The organism is Kitasatospora sp. NPDC096128 (assembly GCF_040303105.1).
Taxonomy (GTDB): Bacteria; Actinomycetota; Actinomycetes; order Streptomycetales; family Streptomycetaceae; genus Kitasatospora.
This window is the reverse complement of sequence record NZ_JBEOSP010000004.1, coordinates 212,896-227,829: the sequence shown is the minus strand read 5'-3', so window position 1 is coordinate 227,829 and position 14,934 is coordinate 212,896. Positions and strand designations below refer to the sequence as shown.

Here is a 14,934-nt window from a genome sequence, read left to right as displayed (position 1 = left end):
CGGGTGTCCCCGGGCGGGGCGGGCGGCTCAGACGCGGGTCAGGCCTCGCCCCCCCCGGCCCCCCACGACTGACCGAGCGGTTCCGGCTCTCCAAGCCCGTACTGGCGCGGGTCGACGGTTACGCCTTGGGCGGGGGGTTCGAACTCGCCCTCGCCTGCGACCTGATCGTCGCCTCGGACCGGGCGGTCTTCGCCCTCCCGGAAGCCCGGCTCGGCCTGGTGCCGGGTGCGGGAGGGGCCTTCCGCCTCGCCCGTCAGGTGCCGCTCAAGGCCGCGATGGGCTACCTGCTGACGGGCCGCCGGATGACCGCGGCCGAGGCACTGCGCCTCGGCCTGGTCAACCAGGTCGTCCCCGCCGAGGAACTCGACGACTGCGTCGCCGAGTGGACCGCGGACCTGCTGCGCAGCGCGCCGCTGGCGGTGCGGGCGATCAAGGAGGCGGTGATGCGCTCGGTGGACATCCCACTGGAGGAGGCGTTCTCCGCCCCCTACGTGTGGGAGCAGCGCCGTCGCCACAGCCAGGACGCGATCGAGGGCCCCCGCGCCTTCGCCGAAGGGCGCTCGCCCCACTGGCTCGGCCGCTGAGTCCGCCAGGCCCGGCCGCGGACTCCGTCGGCTCGGGGGTGCGGTGGACCTGGTCACCGCACCCCCGAGCGACAAGCGACCAGGTCAGCGGGTGCGGCCGCGGGCCTTGAGTCGGATCTTGTAGTCGTGCGGGCACTTCGACCACCGCGCCTGTGGGTGCTCGCAACTCATCGCTCTCGCCCAAGGCGGCTTCGACGCCCTGCACCCGCAGGCGAAGGGCACCCTCGAGCAGGTCGGCCACGACCACGAGGCGAACGGCTACGGCCAGACCGCCGCCGACCTCTACGTGCGGGCCGCCGTCGCCGCGCGCAGCTCGGTCAGGAGCACCACACGGCGGCGGTCGTGGGCGTCGCGGGCACGGGGTGCCAGGCCTGCCGCCTCCCGGGGGTCGAGCCGGGTGGCCCGGAGTCCGCGGACGCGGACATCTCGACCGGCGCGGGTGCTCCGGTAGCGGCATGGTCGGTGCTGTCACGGTCACGCCGCTGCGGGGGTCTGGTTACCGGACCTGGTCCACCATGTCCTGCACGGCGTTGATGACCACGTCGGGACGGTCGTCGGGGATGTCGTGCGAGCTGTTCTCGGCGGTGACGAGGTGCCGGTTGGGCGCGGCGTTCACGAAGTCCTGCTGGGCCTGGCGCCACAGCTGCGCGTCGTCGGGGGTCGGGAACGGGGTCTGGGAGGACACGATCGCCGTGGCCGGGATGCTCCGGGGCCAGGTCAGCTGGTGGTAGGCGTTGTGGACGGGGCCGTAGTCGGTGGCTTCAGCGAGGATCTGGCGGGTCCGGCGGGTCTGGGGTGCTTGCTTGAGGGCGTCGATCTGCGGGGCGTTGGCTGCGACGAGCTTGGCGGTTTCGGCGTCGGTGAAGAACTGCGGGAGGTTGGCGTCCACCAGGACAGCGCCGGCGATCCGGTCCGGGTGCTGCTGGACGAATGCGGTGGCGATCTCGCCGGCGAGGGAGTGGGAGACCAGGACGACGTTCTTCGTGACGCCGAGCTGGGTGAGGCCTGCGGCGAGGTCGTCGGCGGCGTTCCGGACCTTCCACGGTCCGGGGACGTCATCGCTCCTTCCCTCCCCGGTGCGATCGTAGGCGATGACCTCGGAGCCGGTGTCCTTGGCGAGGGCAGGGGCGACCTTGTTCCAGTACGACGCGTCGAGGCCGCCGCCGGCATCGAGGACGATCGCCGGGAGTCGGCCGGGGGTGACGTAGAACGCCAGCTTGTGGCCCTCGTTGGTGATCACGTGGAGCGAGGGCTCCGCGTCGGACGGGGTTGAGGAAGCCGCGCCGGCGGAGCTCCCGGTCGCCCCAGCGGCCGGGCGTGCGCTCTGCGTCTTGGCTGTGCCACAGGCGCTGAGCGAACCGGCGGTGGCGGCGACGGCGGCCAGGGCGAGCGCGGCGTGCCGAAGTCGGCGGCGGGGCGAGGAGGGGGCAGCCACGGTAGTGCCTTTCGCGAGGGCGGGCTCCCGATGCGCGAGGCGGCGCCAGCCACCGGCAAGTCCACTGCTACGACGGTCTTCTGACCCTCCCGAGCCTCCTCGGCGCAGAGGCCGGCGGCGATGGTGCTGCCCACCGGGTTCGGGCGGGGGCTGGCCCCACCCTGGAGAGGGGCCCTCGTCGCGCCTGTCCGCGCCGGAGCTGCACGGAAGCCAGCTCCCGTCATGAGAGTCCACTTGCATGTATGGCGACTGTCAACTACCTTCATGAGTGTCAGCTCTCGCGAAGGGAACTCGCAATGACCACCCAGACCACCACCTCCAGCGCCACCACCCGGACCGTCGACCTGCCCGGCGGACTGCCGGTCACGCTCGCCGAGTACGGCGTCAACACCGAGGGTCAGGGCGTGCTGCTACTGCACGGCGGCGCCGGACCGCGCTCGATGGCGGGCCTGGCCACCATCCTGTCCGAGCACGTCTACGCCCTCGTTCCGACCCACCCGGGCTTCGACGGAACCGAGCGCCCGGAGGCGACGGACTCGGTCGCCGACCTTGCCGTGGCCTATCTCGATCTGCTCGACGCCCTGGACCTGACCGGGGTCATGGTGGTCGGGAACTCGTTCGGCGGCTGGATCGCCTCCGAGATGGCGCTGCGCGACACCCGCGGCCGCATCGGCTGCCTGGTCCTGCTCAACGCCACCGGCATCGAGGGCCAGGAGGGGGCGAAGGTCCTGGACCCGCGCACCCTGGCGCCGGCCGAGATCACCCAACTCTCCTTCCACAACCCGGCCTTCCGCCCGGACTTCTCCACCTTCACCGACCAGCAGCGCGCCGGCATGGCCGCCAATCAGAAGACGCAGGCTCTCTACGGGGGCGAGGCGTTCACGCACGACGTGAAGCTGCGCGGTCGTCTGCACCGGGTGGGCGTCCCGGTGCTGGTGGTCTGGGGCGAGCAGGACGGGATCGCGCCGGTGGAGTACGGCCGTGCCTATGCCGACGCGTTCCCTCAGGGGCACTTCGCGCCGATCGCCGAGGCCGGGCACTTCCCGCACATCGAGCAGGCCGGCCCGACGATGGGCGCGATCAGCCGCTTCGTGGACACCGTGATGAAGCCGGACGAGGCCGCCTGATCCCCGGCCGGCCACTCCGGCTCCCGTCCGCCGCGCGTCGGCGCCGTCGGCGCACCGACGGCCCCGCCGTACGGCGGACGGGGATCCCTCCGGGAGGAGAGACGCCAGACCTCACGGCGCGGCGCAGGCTGCTGGTGCTCGGCGTCTGCTGCATGAGCCTGTTGATCGCCGGCCTGGTCAACACCCCGATGCCCGCACATCGCCCGCTGCCGGGAAGACCAGCGCAACCAAGGAAAGAGCACCCGGTGAGAACGGCTGCCTGACGGAAGGCCATGGGTCCAGCCCGGCCAAGATGCGGTCGGGCCGGACCCGTATCCCGCGGACCACGGCTCTCCCCGCCGAAGCCCGCGCGCGTTGTGCGGGGCCCCGGCGGCTCAGGCGTAGTCGGTCGCCGCCTCGGTGGCGTAGCGGCCCATCACCTCGATGGTCGCTGCGGGCGTCAGCGGTCCAGCGGCCTCGATCATCTCCCGCAGGTCCTTGAAGTACTGGACGTAGAGGTCGGGAGTGAAGGTGTTGACCATGACGAGGGGCTCGTCGCCGGGGTTGGCGAAGGTGTGGGGAGCACCCGGGGGCACCATCACCAGCGTTCCCGCCGGGGCGGTGTGCTCGGTCTCGCCGACGGTGAACACCCCCGTGCCGGACACGACGTAGAAGCCCTCGTCGTGCCGGGCGTGGCGGTGCTGGGGCGGACCGGCCGTGCGCGGTGCGAGCACGATCTCGGCCAGGCCGAGCCGGTGCCCGGTGGTCGAACCGTCCTCCAGGATCCGGATTCGGGCCGGCCCGAGCTCGATCAGCTCGCCGCCGTCCGGGGCGACCACGGAGACCAGGGTCATGGCGTACGTCCTTCCCGAGGATTTAATAAGAGCAAGGTCTCATGAGAGTAGTGAGCTCTCGGCTTTCATGCAAGCCAACTCTCATTGCTAGACTTGACTCGCCAAAGTATTCCCATCCGCCGAGGAGGCCGCACGGTGACCAAGACAGCCCCAGCCCCCGCGCCGACCGGCTCGGGACGGGTGAACCAGAAGAAGCGCACCCACGCCGCCATCGTGCAGGCCGCGGCCGAGCTGAGCCGTACCGGCCGCGAGGTGACCATGCCCGAGATCGCCAAGGCCGCACTGGTCTCCGAGGCCACCGCGTACCGGTACTTCCCCGATCTGGCCAGCCTGCTCCGGGAAGCCATCGCCGACCAGCTCCCGGATCCCGCACAAGCCCTGGCCCAGGCGACCGACTCCGACGACCCGGTCGAACGCGTGGCCGCCGCAGCGAACTACCTGATGCGCCACGTTCTTGCCCGGCAGGGCGTGGTGCGCGCGATGATCGCGGCCACCGTCGCCAGGCCCGGCCACCCGGCCGCCCGACCGGGCCTGCGTATCGGCCTGATCGATGCAGCGCTCGAACCGCTGGCCGGGTCACTCGGCACCGCCGATCCCGCCGCGCTCAGCCACCTCAAGCTCGGCCTGTCCGCCATCGTCAGCCCAGAGGCTCTGTTCACCCTTACCGACCTGCACGGCCTCGACACCGAAGAAGCCGTCTCGGTGATCGTGCACACCGCCTGTGCGCTCACGCGCTCCGCGATGATGGCAACGCCCTCGTCGTGAGGGTCCACCAAAACCTTCTGCGATGAGCCGCTGTGCGGCCCGCAGCAGTCTTGCCGTGAGGGCCACTACAGCGGCTTCGGATGCGAGCACTCCATCGAGACCCTGCGGGAGCTCGGCCACCAGAAGATGATCCGCCTCCCCTCCGGACTCGGCACGCCACCCTCCTGGCGCGCGGTGGCCGACGCCTCGGGGCGGGCGACGACGGCGGTCGTCGAGCGATCGCACGGCGCAGCAGGCCTACGCCGGGGTCGGCCCCGTGCCGGACAACGCGCAGGCCGGAACGCCACCTGCTGGCTGGGCCGGCCGGGCGGGGGCATCATGACGGCTGCTCACGCAGCCGTCGGGAGGACGGCACGGCCGTCCTCCCGAGCCGCTCGACGGCCTGGCTGAGATAGGGAGCAGGGAAGTCGAGCCGCTTGCGCGCGGGAAGCAGCGAGGCCGCCGAACGGGCGGCGCGAAGGGTGGCGGTTGCCACGGGGGCAGGCAGGCCCGGGCGTCCGTACAGCTCGCGGGCCCAGGTCGGCAGCAGCGTGTAGCCGAGCTCGGAGGCCGCCGTCCAGAGCGGTCGCAGACGTCGCCATCGGCCGTGCAGGGGCGGCCGGTTGACGAATCGGTGGATCAGCAGGGCCTCGGTGGAGGCGGTCAGGACCGGCTGGATGCCGCTGAGGTAGTCCTCCAGTTCGCCGACCGAACCGGGGGCGTCTTCGGCCGCCAGTCCGACCAGGGCCGCGACGTGACGCTGTTCGTCGACGTAGCGGTCTGCCTGCGGGCCCGTCAGCCGTAGGCCGCCGTGCCGCACGGCGTGCAGGTTCGATCTGACCAGCGCGCAGTGCACCCAGAGCAGCAGGTCGGGGGCGTCCAGCCGGTACTGCGCACCGCTGTGCGGATCGTGGATGCGCAGGCGCTCGTGCACGGCGCGCACTCGGGCGCCGGCCTGCTCGGCCTGGGCCCGGGTGCCCCAGGTGGTCGCCACGATGAAGGACCCCGTGCCCACCAGGCGGCCGAAGGGGTCATCCTCGAACGAGGAGTTCTGGGCTATGCCGAGAGCCGCGATCGGGTGCAGCGCCTGCAGGTGGAGGGCGCTGACCCCGCCGATCCACATCGCCGGGTCGGCGTGCAGATGCCAGGTCACCGAGGAAGGGCCGAACATGCCCGCATCGGCGCGCTGTTGATCGCGGGGGAGGGAGAAGGTGTCGCTGCTCATGCGGATGCCTCACCGAGTCCACGGGTCAGCCCGGTTCGCGGTTCGGCACCGGGCGGGACCGCACGGGCGGCGGCCCCCGTGAGCGGTACCGCCTGCTCGGAGCAGCCCGGCCGGCCGGGTCCCGGCATCAGTATCTCCTCTCCGTCACGCCGTCAGATGGTGCGCAACCAGACGGTGCTGTCGGGCGGTAGCACCAGGCCCTCCTCCGGGAGCACGGCGCCGGCGAGCTGCCAGCTGTTCGCCCTCGCCGCCCGCGTGGAAAGCACCCCCGGCACAGTGCAACCGAACCGGGCACGGCCTCGCGCCCTCCTGCCCGTCATCACCGCACCCGTCCTCGCCCGCGGCCGACTGACCGGCGCCTTCGAACGCTGACCTCAACTGACGGTCAGCACCAGCCTGCCGCGGACGTGACCACGCTCGCTGACACGATGAGCTTGGGCGATCTCGGCGAGCGGGAAGACCCGGTCGACGGGAAGCCAGAACCGACCGGCATCGATCAACTCGCCTACTTCGGCGAGCGCGTGGTAGGCCGGGCCGTCGTGGAGGGCTTCGCCACCTGGCAACTGCTACGGAAACTGCGGGCCACGGCGACCAAGCGGCCGCTCGGGCGCGGAGCGGTCAAGACCGCCCGCACCGCGCTCACGCAGGCGGCCGCGTTCCTGGCCTTGTCCGACGCCCGGGGCCGGGCCCTTACCGAGTACGCCCAAGCCGACTTGGACGCCTGGTTCGCCGAGGACGCCATCACCAGGCGCGTCACCACGGGCTTTCTGTGCTGGTGCATGAACCACCGCGTCATGCCCCGGCTGAAGATCCCCGTGATCCGCACCGAGAACCCGTCCGGCAGTTTTATGGAGTCGGTGCTACAGCTCGTTGTGGACGTACGCGTTCGCGCAGTCGAGCAGTGCCTTCAGCCCGGCGCCCGCGCCGGCACGGTTCTTCGCCTCCCGCATCTTGATGCGGCAGTCGTGTACCTGGTTCGACATGAACTTCAGGTCGGCGTACCGGATGATCGGGTCGGACTTGAGGGTGGCCCGCGGGTACCGCGCGGTGGCGATGGCGGAGAAGTAGCTGAAGTCGTCCGCCAGCAGCTTCTTCCCGCAGTAGGCGTGCAGGGAGGTGAAGCTGTCGTGGACCGGGGTCCGGGCGGCCGCGCGGATGTTGTAGGTGTGGATCCCGGTCTGCCTCCTGTGCAGCGGGCCCTGCCCGTCCTGTTCGGTCGCGCTGTAGTCCGAGAGGAAGTGGTCGGTGCAGAGCTCCACGTTCTCCAGTTCAGCGGCGATCGCGTCGATGTCCTCGACGTAGACGTTGCCGATGAACCGGTTGTTGCCTACGAAGATCGCGTCGTGTCCTTCGATGACGATCTTGTCCCCGACGATCGTGTTGCCCTCGAAGATCCCGCCCCTGATGCGGAGGGTCCCGCCGATGACGCGGATGTCGTTGCCGACGAACCTCGCGTTCCGCCTGAGCACGTCCCCGGTCGCGTTGTAGGCGGCCCGCCCGACACCGCAGAACGGGACCACGTCGGGGGCGATCGTGATGTTGCCGGCGCGGAGACAGTTCCCGATGAAGAACGACGATCCGCTGGGGCCGTCACCGGGGTTGGGTCCGGGCGGGCCGTCCTGCTGGGCCGCCTGGGCCGTGCCGGCAAAGGCCCCCAGGACGGTCAGGGACAGGACCGCCAGGAGCCCGAGGGCTCGTTTGCGCAGTCGAAGTCTTTCCATGATGCCTCCTCGTCGTCGCCCGTTCGGGCCTTGCCCGTCCGGCGGTTCCTGTTGCGTCGTACGGGAGTTAGTGCCGGGTGGCGGCCTTCGCGTTACGGCCGTGGTCGCAGCCGTTACGCGACCGAGACCTGCGGGGCGGCGTTCGGTTGCCGCTTGGGCCTGTGTAACGGATGGGGCCGGTACCGACTCTGAGCAAGCGTCCGGGATCGCCGAACCGCGGAACCTCTCCCCCCGGCCCCGGCCCCCGCCTACTCAGGAGCAGAGCACCGATGCCGCTGAACTTCTACCGATTCGATGTCGACTGGACCATGCCGTGGCCGCGGCAGCCGGTCTTCGAGGCGCTCACCGACCTCGAGAGGTTCCCGCTCTGGTGGCCCGACTACCAGGCGGTCTCCCGGCTCGGTGACGACAGCTTCGAGCTGACGCTCCGCTCGACGCTTCCCTACTCGCTGGTCGTGACCCACACCTTCACGGCAAGGGACGCCCAGGACGGGCACTTCCGGCTCGCCCTGGGCGGGGACATCCGCGGTTGGATCGACTTCGTCGTCACCGACCAGGAAGGCGGCGCGAGCACCGTCCGCATAACGCAGGAGTGCACCGCCGCCAAACCCCTGCTGCGGGTGCTGGCGCCCGTGGCCAAGCCGGCGTTCCGCCACAACCACGCGCTGACCATGCGACACGGTCGCCTCGGCCTGGACAAGCTGCTCGCCCTGCGGCAGTGGCACTGTCGGGGGGCGAGCTGACATGAGCAGGAAGATCGAGCCCGTCACGCTCGGGCCGGACTCGGTGACGTGGCGGCTGTTCGGGGACTGGCGGAACATGCTGGTCACGCTGTGGGCAGGATCCATGCAGAACATGCATCCCCGGACTCGGCGCCGCGGTGGAGCAGCACTCCCGGTTCTTCGAAGAACGCTGGGCGCGCGTGTTCCGGTCCTTCTACCCGATCCTCGGCGTGGTCTACGACGGGCCGAACGCCCCCGCCACCGCGGCCCGAGTGCGCTCCTACCACTGCGACCTGGGCGGCCTCGACGCGAACGGGCGCCGCTACCACGCGCTCGCCCCCGACACCTTCTACTGGGCGCACGCCGTCTTCTTCATGACCATGATCCGGTTCGGCGACAGGTTCATGGGCGGCGTCACCGAACGCGAGCGGGAGCGACTGTTCACCGAGCACATCGGCTGGTACCGGCTGTACGGGCTGACCATGCGACCGGTCCCCGAGTCATGGGAGGCGTTCCAGGCGTACTGGCAGCACATGTGCACGCACGTCCTGGAGGACACCAAGGCGGCCCGGGACGTGCTCGACCTCAGGGACCTGGAGCGGCCCCGCCCCCTGCGGTGGGTTCCCCGCCCTCTGTGGGACCGGGCGTGGCGGCTCTGCGCCCGGATCCTGATCTGGATCACCACCGGCCTCTACGAACCCGTGATCCGCCAACGCCTCGGCCTCACCTGGACCGCCCGGGACGAACGATGGCACCGACTGGCCGGCCGGCTCGTCCACGGAGCCTTCAGCTGCCTGCCCCGCCTGCGCCGCTACCACCCGCGCGCCCGCGCCGGCTGGCGCAGGAGCCGCATGGAGAACGCCAAGTCCACGCCGGCCGACGCCGACTAGCGGCACCGGGCGGTCCGCCGATTCGACGGGCCGTCGCAAGGTCACCACCGAGAGAGAAGGGCAAGCCACGTGCCTGTCGATCAAGATGTCGTTGTCGTGGGGGCGGGGATCGCCGGGCTGACGACCGCTCTGTGCCGGTTGCGGTCAAGAAGGGCCAGCCCGTGCTCCTCTTCGTGTGCGCGGCCAACCGGGACGACACTCACTTCGAGGACCCCGAAACGCTCGACCTCCCCCGCAGGCCCAACCGGCACCTGTCCTTCGGCACGGGGCCGCACGGCTGCATCGGGGCGGCACTCGTCCGGGTCCAGGCATCGACGGCCCTGCGCGCGCTGCTGACCCGGTTCCCCCACCTGCGCGTGTGCGCAGACGTGCCGCCGACCCGCAACGCCGCCCTCGGCTTCCACGGCTTCACGTCACTGACCGTCGACGCCCGAGCGTGAACGGGCGTCCGTCATCGCTGCCAGGTGCGGAATGCGGTCAGCAACCGGTCCTGCGCTTCGGGGGAGAGGCTGTCGGGGGGGAGTTCGCCGAGTTCCTGGACGGTCTGCCGGATCTGGTCGAGATAGTGGTCGCAGCCCTCGCACGCGGCGATGTGCTCGACGAACCGGGCTTCGGTCGCGGGATCCAGCGCTCCGTCGAGGAAGGCGGTGACCAGCTCGACGAATTCCTTGCACTTCATCCCGGTCATCGTCGCTCGCTCTCCTTCGCCGTCGAGGCAGTGGTGTCCGAGACGGAGGAGGAGTACTCCTCCAGTCTGCCCCGGACGGCAGCGCGCCCGCGGTGCAGCAGCACTCGCTGGTTGCCCGGAGAGATCTGCAGCATGTCGCAGACCTCTTCCGATGCGTAGCCTTCCACGTCGCGCAGGGTCACCACCAGTCGGTGCCGCTGGGGCAGTTCGGCCAGCGCCGAGGCGACGATCCGGCCGATCTCCCCGGCCAGGACGTGTTCCTCCGGCCCCGGCCAGAGCTGCGGCTTGCTGCCCGGCGCCCAGTGGCCGGCCGGAGGATCGTCGGAGGGTCGGAACCGGGACGGGACCACGGCCGGCCCCTCGTCCTCGGGCAGCAGGCTGCCGAACGGTACTGTTCTGCCTTCCTTGGCGGCACGGTTCTTGGCCGTGTTCACCAGGATCCGATACACCCAGGTCTTCAACGAGGACCGGCCCTCGTAGCGGTCCAAGGCGCCCAGTACGGCGAGCCAGGTGTCCTGGACGACGTCCTCCGCCGTGGCGTTGGTCGTGACGAATGCGCGGGCCAGGCGGAGCATCCCCGGCGTCCAGGAGCCCATCAGCAGACGGAAGACGTCCTCGTCCTTGGCGAGGAGGCGTTCGACCAGGACATTGTCGGCAGGCAGCCCGCCCTTCACCGCCATGATGCCCCCCGCAGTTCGGCCCCGCCCCGGAACTCACCCGGCCACGTCGGCCGCTGACGCCGCATGATCCCACAGGCCGGGCAAGAGCACCACCAGGCGGTCGGCGGCGCGAGGTGCTGCCCGACGGGCCGTCAGGGCGGGGCGGGCTCGGCCAGGTCCTTCAGTGCGGCGCCTCGGCCCGGTTCCGGTGGGCCGGCTGCACATGCCCACAGACGGCATCCGGCCTGACGCACAGCCACCTAGGCCACCACTGAGCGCACGTCTGCGCTCGACACCCGTCCAACGAGGGAGTGTCATGAACAAGGTGGACACCCTGATCAAGGGAGACACTGATGAGCTGGTCATCTCGCTGACCGCGAAGGGCCTGACCTCGGGCGCGATCGTCGCTCGCCTGGCCGAGGTCAGACCCGGGGACCTCCAGTCGCCGACACCCGCTCCAACGGCCGAAGTTCCGCGGGCTGCTGAACTACGCGCGGCCGGGCGACACCGTGCACATCTCCGAGATCTCAGCCGCGGAGGAGGGTGGCTGCCCTGTGTCCGATGACCATGCAGGGAGCCATGGTGTTGCCGGAGGTCACGCGGGGCAGGACCGAGGCGTCGGCGATGCGGAGGCGTTCCAGGCCCCGGACACGTAGTTCGGGATCGACGACCGCGTAGTGGTCGAGGCCGATTCGGGCTGTTCCGCACTGGTGCCAGAAGGTGTTGGCGGCCGCACGGAGGTAGGCCGCGACCTCGCGGTCGGATGCGTTCCGGGGAACCACGCCGGGGCCCTGGTAGGGGTGCATCGCCTCCGAGTCGGCGATCGCCTCGGCGAAGCGGTAGGCGGCCACGGCGTCGCGCAGGTCGTCGGGTTCGTCGAAGTACCCGGTCTCGATCACGGGCGGGCTCGTCGGGTCGGCGCCGGCGAGCCGCACCGACCCGCGCGAGCGCAGGCGCATGCCGAGCAGGAAGGTGAAGGCGGGATCCGGCCGGCCGTAGCGTGCCTGGGCCTCGGGGCTCATGAAGGCGGCCGCGCCGGAGTACATGACGAACTGCGGGGACTCGGCGTGGCCGTCGTTTCCCCAGAAGCACACGGCCTGGGCGCGTGCGGGATGCGGCAGTTCCGGTGTACCGGCCTTCCAGACGCAGCCGACGAGCAGGTGGTCGTCGAGGTTGGCGCCGACGCCGGGCAGGTCATGAAGGACCTCGATGCCGAGGGCTTCGAGGTGCCCGGCGGGTCCGATGCCCGACTGCATGAGGACCTTGGGGGTCTGGACGGCCCCGAGGCTGAGCACCACCTCGCGCGCGGCGCGGAAGCGCACGGGACAGCCCTGCGCCACCGCCTCGACACCGACCGCGCGGTCGCCCTCGAACAGGACCCGGGTCACCAGGGTCTCGGTGAGCACCGTCAGGTTGCGTTGTGCACGCCGCGGGGCGACCAGCGCGCGGTAGGGCGACAGGCGCCTCCCGTTCTCGACGATCTCGTCCCGGACGGCGCATCCGCTGCCGTGTTCGGCGAGTTCCCCGTTCGGGCTGTCGTAGCGGTCCAGGCCCATCGACTCGGCGCCGTCGAGCATCGCCGCGAAGAAGGGGTGGACTGGGCCCGCCGGACGGACGTGCATCGGCCCCGCGGTGCCGCGCCGGCCGGTGTCGGGAGCGCCGCTCCAGGTTTCCAGCTCGCGGTAGACGGCGAGCGTCGAGCGGTAGTCCCACCGCGAGTCCGCGCAGTTCGCGGCGAGGTGGTCCCAGTCGCGGCGGTGGCCGCGGGACCAGACCCCGACGTTGATGCTCGAACCGCCTCCGAGCCCCTTGCCCATCGAGTACGGCAGCCGCCGCCCGTCGACGTGCCGGCCCGGCTCGGTGAGGAAGCCCCAGTCGCGTTCGCTGCCGAGGTTCTCGAACCACCGGTCGGGGTCGGACACCCGCTCGTCGACGTCGTCGGGCCCCGCCTCCAGCAGCAGCACCCGCAGGTCCCCGTCGGCTGCGAGCAGCCCCGCGACCGTCGAGCCCGCCGAGCCCGCGCCGCAGACGACGACGTCGAACTCGGTCGCGGCGGCCGACTCGGCCACGGCGTGGGCGGATCCGGCCCGTGTCAGGCGTACTTGCCGTTCGTCCACGGCGATCGCTCCTCTACCGGGCCCGTGAGGTCGGGCCGTTGTCGTGTTGTACCCGCGGGGCGGAGCAGCCGATCCCGGTCGGTCGGGCTCCTCACCGGCCCGTGCGGTGGCCTGGGGGCGGCTTACGAGGTGATGCGGGGCTGGCCGCTGGAGGCGTGCAGCCCGCCGTCGACCGGGAGTTGAGCGCCGGTTACGTAGCGTGCGTCGGGGCCGGCGAGGAAGGCGACCACGGAGGCGACCTCCTCGGGGAGCGCGACCCGGCCCAGCGGGATGCGCTCCGCGAAGGCCTCGACCAGCGGTGACTCGGCGGTCAGGCCCGCCGTGATGCCGGTTCCCAGCGTGAACCCCGGGTGGACGGCGTTGACGCGCACCTCCGGGGCGTGGTCCAAGGCCATGGCGCGGGTCAGGTTGACCACGGCGCCCTTGGCCGCGTTGTAGGCGGCCATGCCGTAGTCACCGCCCAGGCCGCCGGTGGAGCCCACGTTGACGATGCATCCGTGCGCGGCCCGCAACGGCCCGAGCGCGGCCCGGCTCGCATGGAAGACCGCGTCCAGGTTGAGGGCCATCGCGGCGCGCCAGGCCTCGGGGGTCACCGCGTCGACGGCGCCGAAGGCGGGCGCGCCCGCGTTGTTGACCAGGACGTCCAGCCGCCCGAGTTCGCCGGCGATGTCGGCGAACAGCGCGTCGACCTGGTCGGGCACGGTGAGGTCGGCAGTCCGGACGAGGAGCTTCGCGCCCGCGGGTGCCCCGGCCGCCGTGCGGTCCAGTTTCTCCCGCGTCCGTCCGACCACGACGACCGTCGAGCCCTCGGCGGCGAAGCGGTGGGCGATCGCCGCCCCGATCCCCGACCCGGCTCCGGTCACCACCACGACCCGCTCGGTGTCCTTGCCCACGACGCCCTCCTCGGCCCAGCTCGCACGATCCGACCCTGCTCGCGGCAGGCCGGGAGACCGGCCTCCCGCAACTCCACCCACTCTAGGAAGGGCCCGGCCCGTACGCTTGGACATGAGCGCCACATCGACGGGACTTCAGCGCCGGCCCGGGAGGCAAAGGTGTCGGGGACGAGCGGGCCGGGCAGCGGCGGGAGTTTCTCGGCCGACGTGACCGCCCCGGGCGCGCCGGAGCACGGGTTCGACCGGTTCCGGCAGGGCTGGGAGGAACAGGTCGGCGAGGCCTACCCCGCACCCGCCTTCACGCCGGGGGCCGCAGGAGAGTTCAGAATCAGCGCCCGCGCCGTCCTCGTACACGGGTCCGTGATCGCCGACGTGCACAGCCACTCGCTGGCCGGCACCAACGGCAGCGCTCTCCACCAGGGTGACGACATGATCCTGTTCCACGCGGTCACGCACAACGTCTGGGACTTCACCCGGCGCCGGGACGGCCGACTCACCGTTCCAGCCGGGGACTTCATGCTCCAGCGCAGCGGACCGCCGACCGTCGAGGCCGCCCGGCAGGCCAGAGCGACGGTACTGATCCTGCCCGCCCGAGGCCTCGGCCCGCTCATCGGCGACCGGCTGGTCACCGGCTCCTCGGCCACGGCCGAGACCCGGTTGCTGCTGGGACACGCGCGGCTCCTCTCCCGCAGCGCACCGGACCTCTCCCCGAGCGGCGCCCAGGCCGCCCACCTGGCCCTGATCGAGCTGGTCCGGGGCGTCCTGCGACAACAGCCCGACGCCACCGAGCCCGCCCACGCGCCCGCTCTGGCCCAGGCCGCCCGGGAGATCGCGGACGCCCGCCTCGCCGATCCGAGGCTCTCACCCGCCCTGCTGGCCAGGGAACTCGCCGTCTCCGTCCGGACCCTGCACCGGGCGTTCGAGGGCGGAGAGGAGACCGTCGCCGGCTACATCCGCCGCCGCAGGCTCGAACAGGCCAGGGCCGCGCTGTTGTTGGCGATCGGCCGGCCCAGCATCTCGGAACTGGCCGCGTACTGGCAGTTCGCCGACAGCAGCCACTTCAGCCGGGCCTTCAGACGCCAGTACGGCCAGAGCCCGGCCGAGTTCGCCCGCGCATCGGCGAGCCGCCCGGGACGGGCGGGCACGGTGCGTGACTCCTGCCCCCGTAGTGGCGCGGCCGTGGACGGCGCGCTCCTGTCGGCTGACCCCACCTGACGACGATGCGGTATCCGCAATGCCCGTGGCGGCCACCCGCACGTGGGGTTCGGCCGGGTCCGTTGAGCGGCTGCTGCCCGC

15 protein-coding genes and 1 pseudogene are annotated in these 14,934 nt (G+C 71.6%); 7 read left to right on the top strand and 9 right to left on the bottom strand.

What is annotated here, in order from left to right:
- Positions 1-584, top strand: a 584-nt coding sequence (locus ABTY61_RS07170) for an enoyl-CoA hydratase-related protein (RefSeq protein ID WP_350503918.1), incomplete at its 5' end; no start/stop codon positions are given.
- Positions 585-1,080: 496 nt separating this feature from the next.
- Here the strand turns inward: ABTY61_RS07170 and ABTY61_RS07165 are convergent.
- A complete protein-coding gene (locus ABTY61_RS07165) occupies positions 1,081-2,019 on the bottom strand; it encodes an alpha/beta fold hydrolase (protein WP_350503917.1) in 939 nt (312 codons plus the stop codon).
- A gap of 296 nt (positions 2,020-2,315) precedes the next feature.
- Here ABTY61_RS07165 and ABTY61_RS07160 point away from each other — a divergent pair, with 296 nt between their 5' ends.
- Entirely contained in the window at positions 2,316-3,146 is an 831-nt protein-coding gene (locus ABTY61_RS07160) for an alpha/beta fold hydrolase (RefSeq protein ID WP_350503916.1), read from the top strand.
- A gap of 374 nt (positions 3,147-3,520) precedes the next feature.
- On the opposite strand, the gene ABTY61_RS07155 is transcribed toward ABTY61_RS07160, so the two are convergent.
- On the bottom strand, positions 3,521-3,979 hold the full coding sequence (locus ABTY61_RS07155) for a cupin domain-containing protein (protein WP_350503915.1): 459 nt from the start codon (positions 3,977-3,979) through the stop codon (positions 3,521-3,523).
- 135 nt (positions 3,980-4,114) lie between these two features.
- Here ABTY61_RS07155 and ABTY61_RS07150 point away from each other — a divergent pair, with 135 nt between their 5' ends.
- The gene (locus ABTY61_RS07150) at positions 4,115-4,744 is read left to right on the top strand and encodes a TetR/AcrR family transcriptional regulator (protein ID WP_350503914.1); all 630 of its coding nucleotides are present in this window, start codon (positions 4,115-4,117) and stop codon (positions 4,742-4,744) included.
- A 316-nt stretch (positions 4,745-5,060) separates the two neighbouring features.
- Here the strand turns inward: ABTY61_RS07150 and ABTY61_RS07145 are convergent, their stop codons facing one another.
- From ABTY61_RS07145 to ABTY61_RS07135, 3 genes and pseudogenes are all read right to left on the bottom strand, one after another.
- Positions 5,061-5,948: an oxygenase MpaB family protein gene (locus ABTY61_RS07145; RefSeq protein ID WP_350503913.1), complete on the bottom strand. Its 888-nt coding sequence runs from the start codon at positions 5,946-5,948 to the stop codon at positions 5,061-5,063.
- 374 nt (positions 5,949-6,322) lie between these two features.
- Positions 6,323-6,487: pseudogene (locus tag ABTY61_RS07140) on the bottom strand (zinc-binding dehydrogenase); the annotation flags it as partial.
- A gap of 321 nt (positions 6,488-6,808) precedes the next feature.
- A complete protein-coding gene (locus ABTY61_RS07135; protein ID WP_350503912.1) occupies positions 6,809-7,669 on the bottom strand; it encodes a hypothetical protein in 861 nt (286 codons plus the stop codon).
- Between the two features lie 269 nt (positions 7,670-7,938).
- Between ABTY61_RS07135 and ABTY61_RS07130 the strand changes: the two genes are divergently transcribed.
- The 3 genes from ABTY61_RS07130 to ABTY61_RS07120 all read left to right on the top strand — a co-directional run bounded on the left by ABTY61_RS07130 (position 7,939) and on the right by ABTY61_RS07120 (position 9,721).
- Positions 7,939-8,412, top strand: a complete 474-nt coding sequence (locus ABTY61_RS07130; protein WP_350503911.1) for an SRPBCC family protein — start codon at positions 7,939-7,941, stop codon at positions 8,410-8,412.
- A 137-nt stretch (positions 8,413-8,549) separates the two neighbouring features.
- Positions 8,550-9,281 (top strand): oxygenase MpaB family protein, encoded by a 732-nt coding sequence (locus tag ABTY61_RS07125; RefSeq protein ID WP_350503910.1) that lies wholly within the window; start codon positions 8,550-8,552, stop codon positions 9,279-9,281.
- Between the two features lie 131 nt (positions 9,282-9,412).
- Positions 9,413-9,721 carry a cytochrome P450 gene (locus ABTY61_RS07120; RefSeq protein ID WP_350503909.1) on the top strand — a complete coding sequence of 103 codons (309 nt, stop codon included), beginning with the start codon at positions 9,413-9,415 and terminating at the stop codon, positions 9,719-9,721.
- 11 nt (positions 9,722-9,732) lie between these two features.
- On the opposite strand, the gene ABTY61_RS07115 is transcribed toward ABTY61_RS07120, so the two are convergent.
- The 4 genes from ABTY61_RS07115 to budC all read right to left on the bottom strand — a co-directional run bounded on the left by ABTY61_RS07115 (position 9,733) and on the right by budC (position 13,638).
- The gene (locus ABTY61_RS07115; protein ID WP_350503908.1) at positions 9,733-9,969 is read right to left on the bottom strand and encodes an anti-sigma factor family protein; all 237 of its coding nucleotides are present in this window, start codon (positions 9,967-9,969) and stop codon (positions 9,733-9,735) included.
- The gene (locus ABTY61_RS07110; protein ID WP_350503907.1) at positions 9,966-10,649 is read right to left on the bottom strand and encodes an RNA polymerase sigma factor; all 684 of its coding nucleotides are present in this window, start codon (positions 10,647-10,649) and stop codon (positions 9,966-9,968) included. Before ABTY61_RS07110 ends, ABTY61_RS07115 begins: the two co-directional genes overlap by 4 nt.
- Positions 10,650-11,155: 506 nt before the next feature.
- Positions 11,156-12,745, bottom strand: a complete 1,590-nt coding sequence (locus ABTY61_RS07105) for a GMC family oxidoreductase (RefSeq protein WP_350503906.1) — start codon at positions 12,743-12,745, stop codon at positions 11,156-11,158.
- A gap of 122 nt (positions 12,746-12,867) precedes the next feature.
- Entirely contained in the window at positions 12,868-13,638 is a 771-nt protein-coding gene (gene budC / locus ABTY61_RS07100) for a meso-2,3-butanediol dehydrogenase (RefSeq protein ID WP_350503905.1), read from the bottom strand.
- Positions 13,639-13,797: 159 nt separating this feature from the next.
- Between budC and ABTY61_RS07095 the strand changes: the two genes are divergently transcribed.
- Positions 13,798-14,853, top strand: coding sequence for a helix-turn-helix domain-containing protein (locus ABTY61_RS07095; protein ID WP_350503904.1), 1,056 nt, complete (start codon positions 13,798-13,800; stop codon positions 14,851-14,853).
- Positions 14,854-14,934: the final 81 nt, after the last annotated feature.

What these genes read in the sequence shown, in the direction of transcription:
- ABTY61_RS07115 (WP_350503908.1), bottom strand. Translation starts at nt 9,969, where the DNA reads ATGACCGGGATGAAGTGCAAGGAATTCGTCGAGCTGGTCACCGCCTTC.
- ABTY61_RS07155 (WP_350503915.1), bottom strand. Translation starts at nt 3,979, where the DNA reads ATGACCCTGGTCTCCGTGGTCGCCCCGGACGGCGGCGAGCTGATCGAG.
- ABTY61_RS07135 (WP_350503912.1), bottom strand. Translation starts at nt 7,669, where the DNA reads ATGGAAAGACTTCGACTGCGCAAACGAGCCCTCGGGCTCCTGGCGGTC.
- ABTY61_RS07145 (WP_350503913.1), bottom strand. Translation starts at nt 5,948, where the DNA reads ATGAGCAGCGACACCTTCTCCCTCCCCCGCGATCAACAGCGCGCCGAT.
- ABTY61_RS07130 (WP_350503911.1), top strand. Translation starts at nt 7,939, where the DNA reads ATGCCGCTGAACTTCTACCGATTCGATGTCGACTGGACCATGCCGTGG.
- ABTY61_RS07160 (WP_350503916.1), top strand. Translation starts at nt 2,316, where the DNA reads ATGACCACCCAGACCACCACCTCCAGCGCCACCACCCGGACCGTCGAC.
- ABTY61_RS07110 (WP_350503907.1), bottom strand. Translation starts at nt 10,649, where the DNA reads ATGGCGGTGAAGGGCGGGCTGCCTGCCGACAATGTCCTGGTCGAACGC.